The sequence below is a fragment of the Vibrio halioticoli NBRC 102217 genome (genome assembly GCF_000496695.1).
GTDB lineage: Bacteria > Pseudomonadota > Gammaproteobacteria > Enterobacterales > Vibrionaceae > Vibrio > Vibrio halioticoli.
Genome location: NZ_BAUJ01000008.1, coordinates 107811 through 130880, shown reverse-complemented (window position 1 = coordinate 130880; position 23070 = coordinate 107811). Strand labels below are relative to the sequence as shown.

The window sequence follows — 23070 nt, the reverse complement described above, 5'->3', positions numbered from 1 at the left end:
ATTAGTAAGAAAAATCAAGATTTCACCTCTAATTATGCACAATTTCCGAGCATTAATGAAATATTTTATACATATTGACGCATATCGATAACACTAAACATTTGTTTTAACGCGAATAAATGTACCTTTAGTGTAACAACTCGTTTTGATACTTAAACCTCACTGTTTAAAAACGCCATCACAAAATTAACGGTCTCAAAAAGTGATCATCAATATTGCCATCGCCTTAAAACCACAACTAATGTCGCCAAAATCACAGCCTATTTGGGTAACTTTGTGGTTAAAATCCATGATTAGGCAAAAACTACGAATTATTTACGCAGCGCATTTAATTTGGCTTGAGCAATGCCATAAATGGTATCAATCGGATAACTGCCTTCATCACTAGGTGTGCCCGCCTCTTTACCGGTAAATAATTTAATCGCATCAGAGACATGTTCTATTGCCCAAATATGAAATTCCCCTTTATCAACCGCCTGTAAAATATCGGCGCGTAACATCAAATTATGTACATTGGATTGCGGAATTATCACGCCTTGGGTTGGCTTGCGTCCCTTAATTTTACATACGTCAAAAAAGCCTTCTATTTTCTCATTCACTCCACCGATAGGCTGCGCTTCACCAAACTGATTCATTGAACCCGTAATCGCAATATCCTGCCGATTTGCTTGTTTTGAAAAGGCAGAAACCACAGCACAAAACTCCGCCATACTGGCGCTATCACCATCTACGCCGCCATAAGACTGCTCAAAGGTAATATTAGTAGTTAAGGGTATTTTAGCGGTTTTACCAAAAACCGACGAAAGATAGGCGGTTAATATCATCACCCCTTTGGAGTGAATACTGCCTCCAAGATCAACATTACGTTCAATATCAATCACTTCACCACTACCAAAAGAGGTGGTCGCAGTAATACGGTTAGGCGCACCAAACATATGATCGCTAGTGCTAAGTACAGAAAGTGCATTGACCTGCCCAATAGCGTCACCTTGGACACGAATTAAGGTAGTGCCATTGACAAAGGTTTCCATGACATTTTCTTGCAGGCGACTAACCCTAGAAAGTTGATTTAGCAATGCTTTCTCAACATGAGTAGCACGTATAATGTTTGCCTTGGCACTTCTGGCAATGTAGTTTGCTTCACGTAATAGGTTAGCCGTATTGGCTGAATGCAAGGAGATCTTATTTTGATCTGCGGCCATTCGTGAGCTGTGTTCGATAATGCGCGCAATGGCTTTTTTATCGCAATGCAGCAGTTTATTGTCGTGCACTATGCTGGAGATAAATCGGCAATAGTGCAGCTCTGAGTCACGATCTCGTTTCATTTCATCTTCAAAATCGGCAGTAACTCTAAATAGCTCAGCAAATTCTGAATCGTAATGCTGCAATAATTGATAAGTTCGATAATCACCAAACAAAATAATTTTGACATCTAAAGGGATTGGCTCAGGATCAAGCGATACAGCACCTGTCATTGTGACCTGCTTCTCTAGCGCCGTTAAGCTGAGTTCTTTAGAGCGCAAAGCACGTTTTAATCCATCCCACACATAAGGCTGTTCAAGCACTTTAACCGCATCCATCAGCAGCACGCCGCCATTGGCTTTATGCAAAGCCCCTGCCCTGATTAATGAGAAATCAGTGAACACGGTACCTTTGAAAGTGGCCGTTTCTACATAGCCAAACAGTGAATGATAGTTTGGACTCTCTTCAATGATGATCGGTAGCTCATCTTTAGGCTGCGAAACAATCACATTGACTTTATAACGACGCGGCAGCTTTTTATCTAACGATGCGGTGGCAATTTCACCTTGTTCATCGCCTTCTTCGAGGAAAATATCCACATTTTCGACGATATCAGCTTGAAGATCGGCTAAATGCTGTTTCACCTCGCTATGTTTTTTATATTTAGCTTTTAATGCTTTGATAAAGTGCCCAATAACACCTAACGTCACATCCGCATTCAACTTCTGAATTTTATCGGTAAATTGCTCTTCCCATTCCGTAAGATCGCGAATGATGTGCCGTAGAGACACTTCAAGAGTATCAATGGTTTTATCAAACTTTGCTTGTGTCTTTTTATCCAATAACTCGAAGGAAGCTTCGGTGTACGGCTCCTCTCCATCCAGCGCGACAAATTGATAATCACCTTGCGCAGTGATGGTGAGACTGACGCTCTCTTCTTTGGCTTTTTTGGTTAATGCTTCAAGGGCGGTCGCTTGCTTAGTCGCTAATTGGTTTTTTAAACGATCTGCACGCGAGAAATACATTTCGTTATCAAAAGCCAGCGGAATCGCCTTTAATAACTTGGTCATTAATTTATCGATATCCGTGCGCAAACTTTGCCCTATACCACGAGGCACTTTTAGCACTTTTGGTACGCGTATATCTTCAAAATTGGCGACATAACACCAATCGTATAATTGGTGCTGATCAAAGGGGTGACGTTTTAGGTATCGCAATATCATGGTGCGCTTACCCAAACCATTGCGGCCAATGGCATAAATGTTGTAGCCTTTTTCACGAATTGACATGGCAAATTCGACCGCTGATTGCGCTCGCTCTTGGCCTACAATTTCATCAATCGGTGGAATGTCTTTGGTTGATTTGCTAGAGAGCAAATTTAAGTCAGCATCACGATAAAGCGCTGCAGAGGGTAAAGAAGATATAGCCATAGTCACCTCAATGTGAGAAATGGTGAATGATTACTGTCAGTGTAATGCCCAACGAGAGCCCCAAATGTACGACACGTAAGATGTACGAGACCTAAAATGTGATACACCAAACTATTGGTTATCAATACCTTACAGTTTGGTGCTCACATGCCAACATTAACAATCAAAGTATGTACTAAATGACATCGCTTGACTCTAATTGCCGTCGTATTTAAAGACTTGGTTCTCAAACATTGCGGTCAGTAAGTCTTTGTCTGGATCGCTTCCATAGTTCAATTGGTCGTTTAACCCTTTGATCAGTATAGATTGTGATTCAGTGTCTGAGCTGACTTCTATCTGCACGTCATCACTATTTTCAACTATAGCGGCCGTTAAATTCTGATTGTTATCAAAATCGACTAGCAATTCATCCAAGGTTGCGCCCGATTCAAGCTCATCTAACACTCCCACTAAATCAATCTGATCGCCGTCGGCAAGATTAAAGTCGGTGATCACATCCAACTGACTATCATCCACCTCTTCCCAGACAAACATATCCGCGCCATCTCCGCCTGTTAAAATATCAGAGCCAAGACCCCCAATAAGAGTATCGTTCCCCTCTCCGCCAATCAGCTCATCATCAAAGTCAGAGCCTATTAGTCTTGAGCTTTGGTCATCGTCCACCAGCGTACTGGCACTTGTGGCGAGCGAGGCGTCCAAATCACTGCCATCACTAACCAGTGTAACGGCGTAGCTTATCGCACTCGACTCAGCGGTGAGCATTGGATCACTTTCCGTAGAAACGGCCACCACATCAAAATTGACAGCTGACGATGGCAGTACTAGTGGATCAACCTGTACTACGACCGCATCGCTAAGCGCCGCAGCATCTAATACCCAACTGCCGGCAACGTTTCCAGCCAACACACTGCCATTTGCCGATTGGATCGTCAGCGCGCTATCCAGACCTCGCACCTCAATCGATAAGGTTTCACTTGCGTCAGTCAGTGCCGCCATTAACCCTAATAAAGGTACCCCTCTTGCAGCCAGCGCCGACTCTGAGATCACCGTGTTCAAGCTGCGTTGATTTTCGCTATTTAGAGTCAATGTTGGCGCATTCGCAACTGGGGTAATATTGATGGTCACGACATCACTGTCTTGAGCATTTGTTCCTGCATCGTCAAAGATTCCATTATCACGGGTGACTATGGTTAATTCGGCGTTATTACTGTATTGCGCACTGGTGTAGAAAACACCTTGCAAGGCATCGGTTTGCGCCAAGACTGCATTCACTTCATCAATTGGCCCACTCAACGTCACTGATGAGGAGTCGTTATCAATGATAGTCACCGCAGAGTTTGTCGTGACTATATTGATAGTGCCAAGATCAACGCTCAGTACTACCTCAATGTCTGCATTGGCATTACTGCCCACATAGTCCACATCAGAAACTTGAATACCTTCTACTTTAGTGGTGCCCCCCTCATCAACGGTAATATCGCTTGGTAAGGTAGTGATTGGGTCGTCATTGACCGCAGAAACTTCAATATCAAACTCTTTGGTTTGCGATTTAGGGTCGTTAACTACCCCAAAATTGCCGTTATCTTCAACCAGTACCGTCGTTTTGACGCTGCCAGAGCTATTGCTCTGCGGGGCAAAATTAATGCCGTTGGCTAAGGCGGCATTTATCTGCGAAATCGTACCGGAAATTTCAACACTGTTAGCAGGCAATGTCGCCGTCACGATAGTGATGCCGTAGGTTGTTTCTACGTCAGAAAGGAACGAAAGCTGGCCTGAATCCACATCAATGGTGACATTATAAATGGCGTCTGGCGCCTGCGTTTCATCAACATCAGAAATTTGAATATTGGTGATCAGCAGATCGCTATCTTCATCCGTAGTAAGAGTCGGTAAATCAGCAATATCAGGGGTATCATTTAGCGCATTTACCGTGATATCAAACGACTCTGTCGCTGTTAACGCCCCGCCACTGCCGGCATTGCCGCCATCGCTGACCGTAACGGTGGCCGAAACCGTGCCGGTATAATCACTGGATGGGTTAAACAGTAGACCTGAGCTCAGCAAAGTATTCACATCATCAGCCAGTCCAGTAATCACAATCTGATTATTGGTGATCTGTATTTGACCTGGGAATGCCGTTTTATCGACAGCATCAAAATCCAATTGACCATCTGTTACCTCAATAGTGACCACATAATCGGTTGTGGCATCGTCAGCAAGATCAGGATCATCGATTTGAATGCCCGATATACGCACGCTCGCATCTTCATCAGTGGTGACATCACTTGCACCAGTGATAATAGGCTCATCGTTGACTGGCGACACCACGACATCAAAGGTCACTTGATTGGTATTTGATGTACTTGAATCACCTGCATCAACAATGCCACCATTTGCGCCATCATTTACCGTAACCGTTACAGGTAATGTGCCAGTAACGTCTGTTTCTGGGGTAAATTGAACGCCAGTTGCCAGTGCTGTATTGATATCCGCGAGCGTTCCCGTTAGCACTATCAATGAGCCTGTGGCAGGCGTAACGACTACCCCTGCAGGCGCAGAATTAAAGCTGAAGTTGCCTGCACCTGCATCCACCTCTAAAGTAACGCTAAACTGGGTTGTTGGTGATTCGCTTTGATCGATATCGCTGATTTGGATGGAATCAATCAGCACAGTCCCTTCTTCATCAACCGCCTCATCGGCAATAGCCGCAAACAGAGGCTGATCGTTTTCAGGTTGTACAGTGATGATAAAGTCTGCGCTGTTTTCATTCGCTTCTGCCACAATGCCAAAGTTGCCACCATCGTCAACAAAAATGCTCGCTTTGACATCACCATTGAAGTTGCTGTCAGGGTTAAAGCGAACACCGTCTTGCAAGGCCGCGTTAATATTGGCGATTGTGCCTTCGACAGTGATAGAAGTTGCAGCTGTATCGGATGTAGGGGTGAGTTGCACCCCAAACAGGGTTTCCGCGCCATCTTGGAAATTCAATAAGCCACTTTCAACACTTATAATAAAGGTATAAATAGCGTCAGGATCATCCACTTCATCAACGTCCGAAATACTTAGGTTATCAATGATATATTCATTGTCTTCGATAGCATCTATGGGCGTGACGCCACCAAACAGTGGTTGGTCATTGGCTTCTTGTATGGTCAAGTCCACCACTTGCTCTGTGATGGCGGCAGGATTAGTGTATTCCACGCCATTGACGTCATATTCGACAGATTGAACCTGAATCTTGATTTGTGAAGGATTCCAGTTGGTGGCGTTGTTATCGCCAGAGTTGAAGAAAATACTCTCTAACTGTTGAGCATTAATATCTAAAGTCCAACTGCCATCGCCGTTGTCGACAAAACTGGTGCCATCAAACAAGCGAATGCTTGCACCATCGGGCACATCCAGTACCGTGACCCGCAATGTCTCTGGGGCACTCTCTTCATTCACTATGCCCGCAAGAGAGTACTCATCATCAATAATCTGCGCATTAATTTTTATCTCAATGTCTTCACTTTCGATGCCAGAAACCGAATCAACAATTGCAGTATCAACCGCATCCGCAACAGGGTTAACCACCAAAGTAAAACTAGCGTTGTGCTCCACTGGAACGCCGAGTAACTTTTCTTGAGTAAAGGCAACAATGCCTAAATCAACGATGCCACTAAATTGCTCCGCAGGCGTAATTTCCAAATCCGCAAAGGAAACGCTAGTGACTGATGGGTTGTTTAACTGAATGGTCCAGAATCCATCACCATTGTTTTTAACGGTAAATCCGTCTGGATCAGAGGCACTTGACGAACTGACCAGAAAATCATCAGGCACTCCCGATATACGTAACGAAACAAACTCTTCCGAACCGTCGTTATCTTTTAACGAAATAGTAAATGGTGTGCCCTGAATTTGGTCTAAGAAAATAGGCGTATCTTCATTACCGGTAATCACAATCTTGTTGGAGCGGTCACCACCCTCAACAATAATGTCATCAACCACAGGGGTCACTTCAAAGGAAAGCTCACCGCTAAAGGCTACGTCTGCATCAGTATTGGATGGATGGTCGTAAAGTGGCGTTTGATCAAAATCAGTGATATCTCTGAGCGTGCCAGAAATGGTTAACTCAACAAGGTTATCGTTATCACCCGTAGGGAAATTCTCGGCCGGTTTAAACTGCACATCTTGCAGGAAATCTTCGATTGCGGTTGGATCACTTGCATCAAAGGTCATGGTGAATGAACTCACTTCATTCCCATCAGGGTCAATCAATACACCTTCACTTGGGTCTTTAAGGGCGATAGTCACTGTTTGATAGTGCTCTACACCTCGTTCCACCGCGCTATCAATATCAGTAGATTCAACACCAATTTGTAAATGAATCACACCATCTTCGTAGGCAATATCATCTTGATATACTTCAGTGCCACCTTCAGCAATAGGGACAAAATCCGCATCCAATCCGCTAGTACCTTTAACGGCGATACTGAGTGTTTGTGAAGTCTCCACCACCGGAGAAATTGCCACCGGAATTGTAAGATCAAAATATCGTTCATCACCGGATTTGGTGTCTGTGGTCACCGCTCTAAAATCAAGAAGTGCATCACCGGCATAATCTTGTGGTGGAACCAATACCAGATTATCTAAACCTAGAACATTACCGTTTTCGTCTATGTTGCCTTTAAACACATAATCTGCGGTAGTGTAATCAAATTCCGCGCCCGCTATCGTAAATCCTTGTAAATCCGCCTGCGCAAAAACTAAGGTTAACAAATCGGCGACATCATCTTTATCCGCCGTTGTGGCAAGAATGTCCTTGCTCATCAATTGTTGGCCTAGGTTAATATTGGTATCTTCTATGCCAATGATGATGTCGTCAGATTCGGTTTTCACCTCTAACTCGGCAGCAAATGAATCGTTTACGACCACATCCTCAGGGAAGCGTAAGGTAACATCGGTTTGTTTTTGAACGCGCGCGCTTTGTTCACCCTCTTCACCTTTGTCATACACCAACGCAGTAAAAGTAATGGTGATATTAGAAAACGCATCGTCGCCGTCCCCTGCAATTTTTAACCCGCTAGGCGCAACAATGGTGAAGTCATCTTCGTCGGTAACAACCCATTTACCATCCCCGTTATTTAGTGCGCCGATGATCACCAATTGATCCAGAATATCTTGCTCTAGCGTTCCGAAATCAACCACCAATTCTTCGACGATTTCATCTGGATTTTGCGCTAATGCCTGCTCTTCCTCTGGGGTTAAGATAGCGCTAGGATCTGCGGCTAATTTATCTAATGCGTCTTGCTCAATTTGCGTAATATCTAAATCAGTAAAGTTAACGCTGTACGCATCATCTTTTGCTTCATTGATGGTGAAGTTAATCATGCCATTGGCATCAGCAACAATTGGGTTTGCCGCATCGCCAGTGACTTGGTTAGCTAAATCAGTGACCGATAAATTGGCGTCACTTTCCACCACAGGACGCACCACCACATCCACCGTACCATTAATGATGGCCGTTGCTGTACTTTCAAACTCAGCTTGACCGTCGGTGAACTCGTAGTCGTCTTCTGAAACTTCAATGGTCACGCTGAGTTGGAAGTCAGTACTGTCATCGGCAGGCGGTTTTACTTCCACAATACCTGAACCACTAAGCAGTGCACGTAAACCGTTGCTTTCAGAAATGATAATTCGCCCGTCAGCTGCAACCGTTGTGATTACGCCGTCAATTCTCACTTCAGAACCGGCAGGAAAACCCGACAGTGTGACTAATTTAATCACCTCATCAGAGTCAGGATAATCCGCATCTGAAGGGTGCCAATCAATTTCAATAAAGCTGTCTTCGTTGCCTGTAGAAGTGCGCTGATACCCATCTTTGGCATCAATCACTGGCTGAACCTTGATGAAAATATCACCTTCAATGATCTTGGTATCACCATCACTTTCGGTAACAACTAAAGTTGCCTTAAGATCGATATTGCCGGTAAATGAAGGAATAGGTCTTAAAATGATACCTGTATCAACGCCCGCTTCGGTAAGGTTCGCTTGATAAATTGGCCCACCTGACGATTCATAACCAACAAACAACAGGTCAACTTCGTTGTTCTCGCTATCAAGTACTTTTACGCCATCGGGAATATTGGAAATCAAAACCGTCACTGATTCGGAATCATCTAACGGCGTATCGGCAAGCTCTCCACTAAACACTTTAAAGTTCAATGGCACGTCGCTATTTTCATCGATTAACGTTTCAACACCTACCGCATTTCCTTCGCCATCTAAAATTGGGTGCCACGTATCGCCCAGTCCATCTATATTAATGGTTGGAAAATCTGCGACGCCTTTAAGATCAACCACCAACTGTCGAGAATCTATAATTTTATCATTGCTGACCGTAACAGACGTACCTGTACCTGTGGTCTCATCAATGTTTTCCAGTTGCTGGGCAAAGTCTCGAATAATCCCTACCACCGTCATATTAAAATCGACGTTACTGTTTAAGTAAGGGGTAAACTGCACTTGCGAAAGCATGTCATAAGGGATTTCGTATACCCCAGTGGAGATCTCAGTGATCGGGTTATCCGCAGGGTCTCCAAGCCAAGTTAACGTGGCTAAGTTGCCATTGCTGTCTGCTAGCCCAGAAATTTGCACCAATAATTGCTCTGAACCGTCAAGATCTTGGCTTGGGTTAAGCTTAATATGTTGATCTAAAGTGGTGGTGGTATCTTCTTCTAACTGAATACGGGTAAGTACCATAGCGCCGTCATCCGCGATTGGATTGACCTTGATGCTAAAGAAGCGCTCTTCAGAGCGAGCTTCAGGTACTAAAGCGTTAGCATCGGATTCAGTGGTAATAGCGACCACTTTTACAGAAATGGTGCCACTCCAGTTCTCCGTTGGATTCACCGTGACCTTACCAATATCATCAGCAGAGATAACAAACAATCCAAAGCCATTAGGCGTTTGCACTACGCCATCGATCAACAGTTGATGGCCTAGTTCTTCAACAAAGCTCACTTCATAAGTAATGGTTTCAGAGCCGTCTTGGTCTTGGGTTTGCGCCAAGATTTGTAAAATCGCATCGTCACCATCTTCATCGACCGTAACTTCGAAATTACCCGCTGATGGCTCCCATGTTGCGGAATCGGCAATGGCTTTTACCTCAACGGCTAAGCTACCATCTAACGTTTCGCTAAGGGCATTATTTCGATACACCTCAACACTGATGTCATAAGAATAATCAGAGCCTTCTGAACCTTGATTTCGCGCCGGAACAAAGAATAAATTCTCCACATTCCAGTTTTCATTATCTAGCGTTGATACCATCAGCTGATCTTTACTGAGGGTCACTTCTGAGCCATTAACGGTCAGCGCTACATAATTAATGCCGTTGAAGTAATAAAAATCACCTTCTGTGGCATCTACCCCTTTTACTGTAATCGCGCCAAGCTCTTCGTTATTATCAAAATCGTCTGTGTTAACACTGATATTGACCTTGATTGGCGCATCACCTACAGGAAGATTATCCTGAGCGTTAGTGTCATTTTGAGTGACGCTTCGACCTGCATCTTCACTGCCACTTGCTCCAGTTGAAGTGATTTGTGAAGTAATATCATCCACTTGGATATTGATTGCTTTGGTACTGGTATCGCCATCGCCATCGGTTGCTGTCACTTGTACATCAATGACAACAGAGTCTCCTGTTTGCTTAACGTCATCCTCTGCGGTGAATCGGATTCGCCCATCAGGGTTAACCTCTAATACCCCCATCAGAGAGTCTGCATCAATCGGATTAGCAGGATCGCTACCGTCGCTATACAAATTAAAGCTTTGGAAACCGCCGCTAGGATCAATGGAGATAACCGTACTGCCAATTTGAATCTGGGTTAATGCCCCATCATCTGCGCCTTCAGTTTCGAGGCCGCTCTGTTTCAACACATTAATAGTTGAAGCAGCATCTCCCTCAGTCACGGTAAAGGATTTTTCAATCACCTCTGGCACATCATCCACCACGCTGACGACTAAGTCTTTGGTTGGAGAATTATCCCCATCCATATCTTGCACATAGATAGGCAATACAATGTTAACGGTATCAGCAGAATCTGGATTGGTATCAGGACCAGAGATTGGGTGATCAATGGCTCGTATTAACTCAAAATCAAATTGGCCAAAGTCAGCACTGGTTAAATCGTTGTTGATTTGAATGGACAGAATATCCAGCTGTTGACCATTTACCGATGCCACACCCATATAGCCGCCGGTAACCACAATAAAGGTAATCGGTTGACCTTGATACGTCAGTGCGACAGTACCGCTACCATCGGAAAAAGTGGCGCTCACATTGGCGGTATCTAAATAAAAGGCTTCAACATCGTCACTGCCTTGTAGGTAAGTGACGCTTGAACTAGCACTCTCTAGGTTCGCATCAGGATCTTTACCGCCTTGGATTGGTGGTACGCCTGTATCACCTTGGTCGATACTACTCTCCGCCAGTGTCACTGCCGGCACAACATTCACTTGTGGATCAGTGCCATCGGCGATCTTGACGTTGATTTCAGCCGTTGACACATCCCCATCCGTATCGGTCGCATTCACAATCAAGGTAAGGTCGTTAATATCCAAAGCGGTATTGTCTTGCTCAAGAGCTTGCAATTGCTCAATGGAATAAGAGCCGTCTAAGTTTATGCTTGCCACCAGCACTACATCACTGGTGTCACCCGCAATATGTACGGTAAAAGTGGTGCCATCTGCGCTTAACAGTAAGCCAACCGCCTGGTTGTTACTGAGCAGTGAGCCCCACGCCAAATCTGTACTCAATGAAGCATCAAATTTTACTGTCGCAACCGCATCAATCCCCTTCACTAAATCGACACTGCCCGTGACAGGAGCTGCATCTGGGTCAAGAATGAGGTTCTCATCGACAGCCGTCACTTGGTCGTCCGAGTTTGGATCGGTACCATCTTCTATGTTGATGCTGATCTCTTTAGTGACTGTGTCATTGTCGCTATCGGTAGCTTCAACGGTGACACCTAAGCGATTAAAATCATCCGAGGCAACTTGATCTAACGCTTGCAGCTGCTCAAAGCTGTATTTGCCATCGAGACCGATAGTGCCGACAAATACAGGGGTTAAATTAGTGTCATCGGTCACTAGACTAAAGGTTTGTCCGTCTGCACTAATCACAACTTTAGTGTCAATGCCGTTGGAGGTTAATCCATCCCACGCAGATTGCTGACTGCTACTTAATGAGAACACCACCGAGGCTATCGCATCGGCCCCTTGGGTTAACCCCACATCGCCAGTGACTGGGAAATCTACTCCGCCAGTAATATTATTTTCATTCCATTGCAGAGAGATAGCGGCATCGGTGAAAGTAAGATCATCACCATCGTCGATTCTCACTCTGGCATTCACACTGGTCACATCACCATCGGTATCGGTAGCATCCACATTCAAGTTTAAAATGTATCTATCATTGCTTGCCGTTTGGTCAATTGCTTGGATTTGATCGACCACATAGGTGCCGTCCTGATTAAGCTTAATGGTCAACACTGACGCGTTCGGTGCTTCACTGAGTGAAAGCGTGATCAGAGTATTATCTTCGGTGATCGTATATTCAGTCTCTTTGCCATTACTGGTTAACGCCCCTAATTGATTCAATTGACCAGTTGCCAAATTAAACGCAAGGTTAACCAGTGCGTCACTACCATCGGTGAGATCTAAATCCCCAATAGATGGCGTAGCATCAAGGGAATTATCATTGATGCGTACCGTAGAGGCCGTCAACCCAATATCTGCGCCATCTTCGATTTCCAGTACGATCTCACTGAGTGTTTCATCGTTATCGGCATCAATCGCGCTCACCCCTACTGAAAGCTCAAGCAGATCGTTAACAGCAGTCTGATCAATGGCAGCAAATTGTTCAATATTGTAGTTACCCGCATTATCCATGCTCATCGACAACACCAAAGTACTGCCATCAAACACTTCAATTGAACGTTCATTCACTACCAAGCTGGTTGCACGTCCGTTACTGGTAATGGATTGCCACTGGGTTTGTTGCGCCGCATCAAGCACAAAGTCTAAACTGGCGAGCACGTCAGCGCCCAAAGTCAGACCTATGTCCCCTTCTATTGGCTGTGTATCTGTGCCTCTTTCATCTTCATTCCAGCCCTCAGTCACATCACTTGACTTAATATCAGAGCCGTCGTCAATGGTGACAGTAATGGTTGAATTTGCAGTATCACCATCGGTATCCGTAAATACCACACCTGCACTAAGTGAAGTTTCATCACCGCCACTGTTGGCTTGGTCAACGGCGAGGAATTGCTCCAACTTAAAAGTGCCGTCACTATTGAGGGTCAGTTGCAGAGCCACCACACCAGCCGAACGTACAATTAAGGTTTGGTCAGTTTGTTCCAGTGTTGTGGATTGCCCATTAACGGTAATAGCTTGCCACGCCGTTAGCTGCGCAGTCGTTAAGCTGATCACTGCGGTATCAATGGCGTCACTGCCTTGATAATTCAGATCCCCTTCCACCTCGTAGCCAGCACTGCCAATATCGTCTTCATCCCAAGCAAGGGTGGCATCATCAGACTCAATCACACTGCCATCGGTAATGGTAATATCAATCACAGAAGGCGGCCTGTTGGTGATAGGATCAATGTTGTCGTCGCCATCAGTGTCTGCCACCACCACATCAAATACTAAATTGGTTTTATCTGTTGCGTCTTGATCAAGCGGTCGTTTTTGCTCAATGGAATAAGAGCCATCGTCTTTTAATGTCACCACTAACACATCTTGGCCTGATTGGCTGACCACTATGCTTTTATCTGTCACTACAACATCTGTGGCTAAGTCATTGCTTGTTAAGTTTTCTAATGCGGTGCGCTGGTCTGTAGTCAATTCAAAGCGGACACTGCTGATATCATCACTGCCGGTCACAAGATTTAGATCGGAGAAGATAGGGAAAGCGACACCAATATCGTCTTCATTCCACGCTTGTGTATCGCTACTTAGTACAGGATCATCACCATCAGAAATAGTCAGCTCTATTTTTGCTTCTACCGGGTCTGTTTGGTCGTCACTGTCTTCAACAAAAATAGGAATATCGAGCAGTAACTTCTCTAAACTTTCATGATCAAGCGCTTGGAATTGCGTGACTCGGTAGTTCCCTTCTAGGTCGAGAATTTCAACTTCCAATACTTTATTGGTCGGATCATTGCCAATATAAACGGTAATTAAGGTGTTACCTGGCAAGTTATTATTAGGGCTATTGGTCACCGCTACGTTAGTGGCTAAATCATTACTGACCAATCCGCTCCATTCAACGGCTGTTTCAATGCTATCGCCAAACGTCACCGCAATGATTTCATCTGTACCTTGGGTAATCACAAAGCTTTCGTAAAAGGTTTGTTCACCGGAAATTTCGACAATATCAATCGCACCATCCAATACCACGGGATCCGCGCCATCAAAAATGTTCAGTTTTAGCGTGCCCGTATCCACATCTAAATCGGTATCAGTCACCACTACATCAAGCTCAAGGGCTAACGGCCCATCAACGGGTTGGTCGAGCGCGTCGTATTCGGTAATGGTGTAGGTACCATCGGCAGCAATCTTCACCACTAGCACCAATTGCGAAAGATCACCGTCTTTATAGACAGTAATCTCGGTTTTATCGGTGTTAATGCTTAAGTTTGTGGGTTGACCGTCACTGGTAATGGAGCCCCAAGGAGAGTCAGCCGCTAAATCAGCAAATTTAACACTGGCGATGTCATCAATGCCCTTATTGATGGTCATAGTGCCTGTAAAAGACGAGCCGTCGATCACTTCGACAAAATTCAATGTGGCGTCTAGTATTTCAGGATCAATACCGTCAGTGATCTTAAGTTTTATGTCTGCGCTGTCACTATCACCATCAAAATCGGTGGCAATCACACTCACCGAGAGCTCATTGACGTTGCTGGTCACATCTTGGTCAAGAGGCAAGTTTTGCTTAACGCTAAAACTGCCGTCATCGGCAAGAACCAACTGTAATACCACCGTATCTGAGCCATCCGCCAAAATCACCGACAGAGTATTGCCGCTTATGCTTACCGAGGTGGCAGCGCCATTACTGGTGAGGTTGTTCCAGGCATCTACTGCAATGGAACTGGCGTCCAATTGATAGGTTTCAATAGAGTCACTTGCCGGAGTAAAGACAATTTGCTGATCGCTGATTTCAAGCGGCAAACCCTCTTCTTTGAAATTGACATTGATATCCGAGCCAACAGGATTACCCGCATCATTGATTTTGATGTTGATGTTGGCTGTGCCACTGTCACCGTCTGAATCTTTCGCCAACACTGGCAGTATGAGATCAGTAAGATTGGAAAGCGCGTCTTGTTCTATCGGTTTAAACTGAGTGACAACATATTCGCCATCATCATCAATGGTCACTTCAAGTACTTTCTGATCTGGGTCGCCATCAACAATAACTGTTAGCGTTTTATTACTATTGGATAGCACTACCTCTGTTGCTAAGCCTTCGCTAAGCAATCCATTCCATGTAGCATCTAACGCCACGTCTGGATTGAAACTCAAGCTCTGGATATCTTCACTACCCGCAACAAAATCAATCTGCCCGCTATCGGATTGCACGCCAGAAATTTCGTTGAGAATAATCTCACTATTGCTACCGCTTGGATCAGTACCGTCTGTGACCTTAACGCTTATGGTCGCAGAGCTCACATCTAAATCGCTGTCTTTGACATCAACGCTAATACTTAACTCGGTTAAATTATTGATGTCTTGATCAAGGGGCTCTCTCAAATCGATGCTGTACAAACCATCAATACCAACGATCACTTTCATCACTACCGTACCATCGGCAAGTGATACGGTTAAAGTGTCGTTGATGCCGCTTTGATGGGTGGATGATAAAGCAACATTGGTAGCAAGGCCGTTACTGGTGAGGTCTTGCCAAGGGCTATCTAGTGCAACCACATCTTCGTTAATCGCAATACTGACCACAGCATCACTGCCTGCATCTAATGATAAATCGCCGGCAAATGGCTGCTTGGTCACATCACCAATATCATTTTCCAACAGATCGGCAATATCATTTACGATGACGGGGTCAGTACCATCACTAATGGAGAAAGAAATCGGTGCGCGCGTGACATCACCATCGGTATCGGTAACCGCAACCCCCACATCTAACACTAAGGTATCGGGATTGAGTGCGTCGTTTTCATCTTGGTCAATGGCGGCTAACTGATTAAGCGTATAGGTGCCGTCTGTATCGACCGAAATCACCAACACATCATCACCGCCCAAGGTGGTCACAGTAATGCCTGTATCAGTAATGGTTAAAACGGTTGCTTCACCATTGCTGGTAATACTTTGCCACGCGCTAAGTTGCTCAGGTGAGAGTTCCAATACCACGCTCGAAATTGCGTCACTGCCTTGGTAACCCAAACTGCCCGTAATTGGCAGCACCAGTGCATCACCAATGCTGTCTTCATTCCACAGCGCTTCATCAACAGAGAGCGCAAATTCATCGCCATCATTGATGGTGATATCAATAGTGGTCGCGACCACATCTAAGTCAGTATCGGTAACGGCAACGCCCACTTGCAATGCATTTACATCTGCCGTTTGGTCTAGCGCTTGCAGTTGAGTGACCGTATAAGAGCCTGAAATATCGATAGTTAAAGTTAATACAGGCGTACCATCGGTCAGTTGTACGGTCAAACCATTGCTAGTGATAACAAGTTGCGTGTCTTGCCCATTGCTAGTTAATGATTCCCACGCCGTTTGTTGCGCGTCGCTAAGAGTAAACTCGACCGATTTAATGGCATCACTGCCTTTTTGCAAATTAATGCTACCAGTATCGGTTGCCGTATTAATGGCAACCCCATCTTCATCCAATGAAATACTGCTGGCCTCGACAGTGGCATCGTCGCCATCGGTGATCTTAATACTGATATTTGCCGAGTTTGAATCTTGGTCGTAATCGGTGGCAATCACAGGCACTAACAGTTCACTCATATCACTGGCAGCAAACTGATCAAGAGCGGCGTTTTGCACTAAGGAATAACTGCCATCATCGGCAAGTGTCAGCACTAGAACATCCACGCCACTTGAGGTAGATAACGTTAGAACTTTACCCGTTGCATCCAAAGTTAAGTCGGTGGCTACGCCATTGCTGGTCAATGCGCCCCATATAGCATCACTTTCAACGCTGTCATCAATGACTAAGGTTTCTACAGCATCACTGCCAGGGGTAAACAAGATATTTCCGGTATTAGTTTGGCCACTTTCACCGGTTTCAATGTAGGCGATTGGGCTTAGCGGCGCGGAAGGTGCAATATTATCCGTAATATTAATAGTAATGTTTGCCGTACCAGAATCTCCTTCAGAGTCACTGGCGATAACGGGCAGTATGAGCTTGGTCAGATCGGTCGTTGAGTCTTGTTCAATTGGCTTAGATTGAGTGACAAGGTAATTACCCTCGTTATCAATCACTACTTTTAATACTTCAGCCCCAGATGTCGAAGATACAACTAGAGTTTTGCTGTCCGTTAATGTAACCGTCACCCCTTCGCCGTTGGTTTGTAACCCGTTCCACACTGAATCTAAAACCACGTCAGGATCAAAAGAGATATCGGCAATATCTTCACTGCCTGCGCTAAAGACGATTTGGTTGCCTTCGCTAACAACGCCTGTGGTTTCTTGCAAATTGACTGTGCTGTCCACGCCACTAGGATCCGCGCCGTCATTCACAGTCACAATAATATTTGCTTGCGAGCTATCACCATCGGCGTCGTTTGCCGAAACAGGCAGCGACAAAGTAACAGAATCACCGCTTAATTGATCTATAGGCTCAAACAATTCAATGCTGTATGTGCCATCAATGTTGACGATGATTTTTAGTACCGGAGCGTCGTTATCGGTGCGGCTAATAAGCAAGGTGTCATCCACATTCAGCTGATTTGTCGATGACAGTTCTAAGGTAACACCATTGCCATTACTGGTAATGGATGTCCAGTCCAAGTTGGTCAATACCGAATCATCAATCACGACTGATTCAACTAAATCCGTCCCTTTGACTAAACCAAGATCCCCAGGTTGGGGTTGAATATCAGGGTCGCCAATTTGGTCTTCTTCCACAGTGATGCTGTCATTGACAATGCTCGGATCTGCGCCATCGGTGACGGGAACCGATATGGTCGTTGAAGTCACGTCGCCATCGGTATCGGTCGCATCAACTTGCAGAGTTAAATCATTCACATTGCTGTCAACGTCTTGCTCTAATGCGCGCAATTGTTGAATGCTATAGCTACCATCAAAGTTAATAGTGGTGGTCAGCACAATTGCCGTTTCATCCCCTTGCAGATGTACAATCAGCGTTGTGCCGTCATCACTGAGTTTGACTTCTGTGGCTTGATTGTCACTGCGAAGCGCAAGCCAAGTGGCATCTTGTTCCACACTGGCGTTAAACACCACACTGGCAAAATCGTCCACACCATCGGTCAGGCCAATATTGCCTGTTTTGGCCATCTGATCGGGGTCATTGATGTCATTTTCATCCAGTGGCGTACTCACGCTAGCCGTTGAAGTTGGATCAACACCATCATTGATAGTAATGCTAATCACAGAGCTATCATCATCTTGATCCGCATCAGTTGCGGTTACCGTCACCGACAATAGGTTTTGGTTGGAAGCAGGTTGGTCTATCGGCAAAAATTGCGTAACTGAATACTGCCCATCCAAACCAATTTCCAGCTTTAATACCTCGGTACCGTCATCTAAGGTCAACAATAATTGCCCCGATGCCACCTCTAACGTGGTTGCTTGACCGTTGCTTTCAATATTGGACCATGCTGCCAATTCAGCATCGGTTAAGGTAACGTTCATCGATTCTATGACGTCACTGCCAACCGCTAAGCCGACATTTCCTGTCGCAGCGGTTGGCGTATCAGTCGCGTCATCAAACAACTCAACATTCGCATTGACGATAACAGGGTCGTCCCCGTCCTCTATTTGCAATGAGATGTCGGTAAAGACTGAATCATTATCGGTATCGGTGACAATCACAGGCAAGGTTAATGAGATAGAATCAGTGCCATTATGTTCCAACGCCTGATATTGAGTGACAGTGTAACTACCATCTGCATTGATGGTGGCTTCCAGTACTAAATTACTGCTGTCACCTGACACATACACAACCAGATTATTGCCAGTAACACTGACCTCTAGACTGCTATTGTTGCTTAACAGCCCTGTCCAATCGGTATCGTTTTCAATGCTGGTTTTATCAAACACCACACTAAATACATCGTCACTTCCCTGCTGCACATTTACTGTGCCCGAGACAGTGATCTCTTGACCTGTTTCGGTGATCAATGGCGCAGTGCTCGGCGTGACAGTGGCATTGTCACCATCGGTGATCTCGATGCTAATATTGGCAATTTGCGGTTCGCTGTCTAACGCATCGGTATCAAATACGTCCACTCTTAGATCCAATAGCAAAGTCTCTAACACGCTATGATCTAAGGCTTGAAATTGTGTGACTCTAAAGTTGCCCGCCAGATCTTCCAGTTCAACTTCAAGCACTTTATTGCTGGTATCGCCGGTAACATACAGTGTCAGTAAAGTGTCATTGTTGCTTAAAGAAAAACTCAGTGGTAAATCATTACTCACTAAACCATCCCAAATAGGATCGGCGTTTAACGCATCAACATTAAATACCACAGTCTCAATCGGGTCATCAGCCACCACAATTAAAAATTGATCGTAAAAACTTTGTTCCGTGGCTTTTTCAGTGAAGGCGATGGTTTTATCGCTCACCACTGGCGGAGCACCATCTATGATGGTTAAGGCGATATTGGCATTGGCAGTATCTTGGTCGGTATCCGTGACGAGCACAGGAATGTCGAGCAAGATAGAATCGGTCGTCGGATCTTGGTCTATCGGTTTGGACTGCACCACAGTATAAGTGCCGTCTAGAGCAATACTCACGTTGAGCACTTGCACTTCATTGTTGCCAGCATCGAGATAATAAACGGTCAACGCATTTCCATCGACGCGAAGCTCGGTATCCAAATCACCGCTAGTAATACCTAACCAGTTAGGGTCGTTAATGATTTCAGGGTCAATCACCACAGTATCTATGGCATCCGAACCCTTAGTAATCACTACTTGAGCCGAAACGGTTCTCACTATTTCGCCAAGTTCGATATATTGAATGCTACTGTTAGCAGCCTGTGGATCGGCGCCATCGGTGATGTTAATCGAAACCACGTTTGAGGCAGTATCACCATCATAATCAGTGGCTAATACATTGATAGGTAACACTAATAAATTATCAGATAGAGCGCCAGCACTTGGGTGATCAAGCCCTGCGTTTTGCACAATACTGTAACTGCCGTCAACGCCAATGCTGACAATAAGCACGTCTTGAGTGGCGGTTGATACGGTTAATACTGTGCCGTCACTGGACAAACTAACGCTGGTCTCTTCGCCATTAGAAGTCAGATCGGCCCAAATTGGCGCCACAATGCTTGAGGGTAAAAATTGCACCGTTTCGATGGCATCACTAAACACCGAAAAATCAATTTGACCTTGATTGGCTTGCCCAACACTGCCCGTTTCGGTGTAACTCACCTCGCTTGGGTCACCTGTTGGACTGATGTTATCACGCACGGTAATAGTGATGTTTTGAGTCACTGAATCGCCATCGGTATCAGTGGCGGTGGTAGGAATAATCAGATTTAATACATCCGTATCTTGCTCAATAGCGCGATACTGAGTCAGCGTATATTTACCCGTATTATCAATAGTGACCAGCAAGACTGGATCGCCATTTACGGTATTGACTTGAATGGTTTTATTATCCACAAACGTTACTGAGGTTTGCTCACCGTTACTGACGATACCTTGCCACGTGGCGTCATCCACCACACTCGCTTCAAAAGAAATATCGGCAATTTTGTCACTGCCTTGAGTGAAAACAATCTCACGAGAGGTGCTAAATTCGTCTTCGATTTCAATGTAATCAAGCAAACTATCTTGACCGGTTGGATCGCTGCCATCGGCAATCTCCAAAGAGATGGTTTCTTGTTTGCTATCACCATCGGTATCAACAGCTATCACAGGGACATCAAGAGAAGTCAGGTTTTGGCTATCTTGGTCTAGGGCTTGTTTTAGATAGACTTGATAGGTGCCGTCTACATTGACGATAACTTCTAAAACCACGCTGGTCGGATCGCTTTCTAGATACACCACCAGCTTATCTTTAACTAAATCCCCAACGCCGTTTTGTTGAACTGTGGATTCTTCAAGGCGCAAGCCTGTTGCTTCGCCATTGGACGTTAATTGGTTCCATGCACTATCAAGCAGTACTGAAGGTGCAATAATAATGGACTCAACATCATCACTGCCTTGAATAAGACCAATGTCACCGGAAGAAGATGGCGAAGTGATTCCGATTTCGTCCTCATTAGCGGTTGGCGCAATCACGCTATTGATGGTTAAGTCATTACCGTCGGTTAAACCTAAAGTTAAAAAGCCTTTGCTAATGTCACCATCGTTGTCGGTCACTGTGACAGGCAGAGCAACGCTTAAGGTTTCTAGGCTGTTTTGTTCTATGGCTTGAAAAGCTTCTAACGAATAACCGCCGTTACGATCTAACGTAATTTCAAACACTTTACTCGATGGGTCGTCACGCAATACCACCGTCAAGGTAGTACCATCGTCACTGAGCTGTACTTGAGTTTGTGAATTATTCGACAGCAATCCATCAAATAAGGCCAAACTCTGTGCATCAAACACCACGCTATCTAAGCCATCACTTCCCAGCTGATACAACTCACCAGAAATAACGTTAACACTGGCCCCGTTAGATTCTACTTCATCTGAAACAACCGCATCGATAAGGGCGTTGTCTCCATCGGATACCACTACACTAAACTGCACCGGGTCGATAAGTTCAAAGCCACTGATATCTTCACCGGTAATGGCAAAGTTTACACTGAGCTGATCATTGGCAATAGAGACATACTGACCGTTCACATCTAGATGGTCGATAGGCTGTGAAACTAAGGTCGTCACGCTTAACTCGATACCACTATCGAGTACGGTTTCAGCAATGGTAAAAGAGATCACTTCTAACCCATTAAGCGTACCTACCAGCGCATTTAGCCCCTCATCGTAGACAAAACTCACCGCCTCACCGCCTGAGGTAATATGAGCATTTAGCTCTGCCAGTACCGCGTCTACATCAACGGGAACTACGGTAAATGTATCCGGATCTAAGGCAAAGGTAGCTTGTTCGACAACGACACTACCTACTGTCGTTTGCGGATACGTAGCAGCCGTTAACGACCCCTCAGCAAGAGCAGTATTAATCTCACCACCACCATCGGCAAAATTGATAGTTAAACCATCGTCTTCTACATCTTCAACCTCAATTAATACGCCATCGGTTTCAAATAGTGTTTCTGGTCGAGTTTCAACGTGATCCATATCGACACTAACAAAACCGCCGTTTGCAGAATTTTGTGCATCGACGTTATGTCCTGCTGCCAAAGTATCCAGTATCTCAGCCGGATCTTCTCCACGAGAGATCGCTTCTTGAACCGCAGCAATATCTTGCTCGTTATATTGAGAGGGGTGATCTTGTAACTCGAGAGATGAGCGTAAATCTGATGATGCGAGAACTGATGATTGTTCTGGGCCTACGCTAGCCACACATACTGCGCAGTTTTGATTGAAGATTTCGGCCTTAGCGCCATATTGCACCATGACTTTGGCATCTTCACCTATCAACAACACATCCCCTTTTTGGAGCCTGTCGCCTTTTTGAATTTGTTTTGCCGGGCTAGATGCGTTGATGACAACCGAATTGCCCAATGCTTCTATAACAGATACATCCGTGATCAGTATTTGCTCTTTCATAACCTACATCCTTGTCTTCTGCCTGAATAATCCATCATCGAGGCAGTACTCCACAATACAACTGTGTTGTTATAGCACTTCACTTACATCACATTTTAACAATCAAAAAATAATATAAAACCCTTTATTGAACATTTAGTTAACATTTTTGTATTTAAATCATTTTAGCGACCCGCACCCTCGCATATAAATGCGCAACAGGGGTATTTTCACTCATAACATGAATAAAAAGCACTGGGATTTTGTACGAAATCAACTAAAGAATGTGTCATAAATGTAATTGAATATTTTATGCTTAAGAAATCTCTTACTCATAATTTTGTAGAATCAAAATATATACTCACGATATAAAATTCTGATGTTTTACTAATATAGGTGGGGTAAATATTATTTACCATGCTTATGAACTGATATATGAGATGATTATATTAAAATTAAGATTTGATCGAGCTCAAAAATTAGTCACTAA

General features: G+C 44.7%; 2 protein-coding genes. Both read right to left on the bottom strand.

All coding sequences use genetic code 11. From position 1 onward, the window contains the following. Window positions 1–311: 311 nt before the first annotated feature. Window positions 312–2672, bottom strand: coding sequence for a Lon protease family protein (locus VHA01S_RS04110; protein WP_023403089.1), 2361 nt, complete (start codon window positions 2670–2672; stop codon window positions 312–314). 195 nt (window positions 2673–2867) lie between these two features. Further along, window positions 2868–22601, bottom strand: a complete 19734-nt coding sequence (locus tag VHA01S_RS04105; RefSeq protein ID WP_023403088.1) for a retention module-containing protein — start codon at window positions 22599–22601, stop codon at window positions 2868–2870. Window positions 22602–23070: the final 469 nt, after the last annotated feature.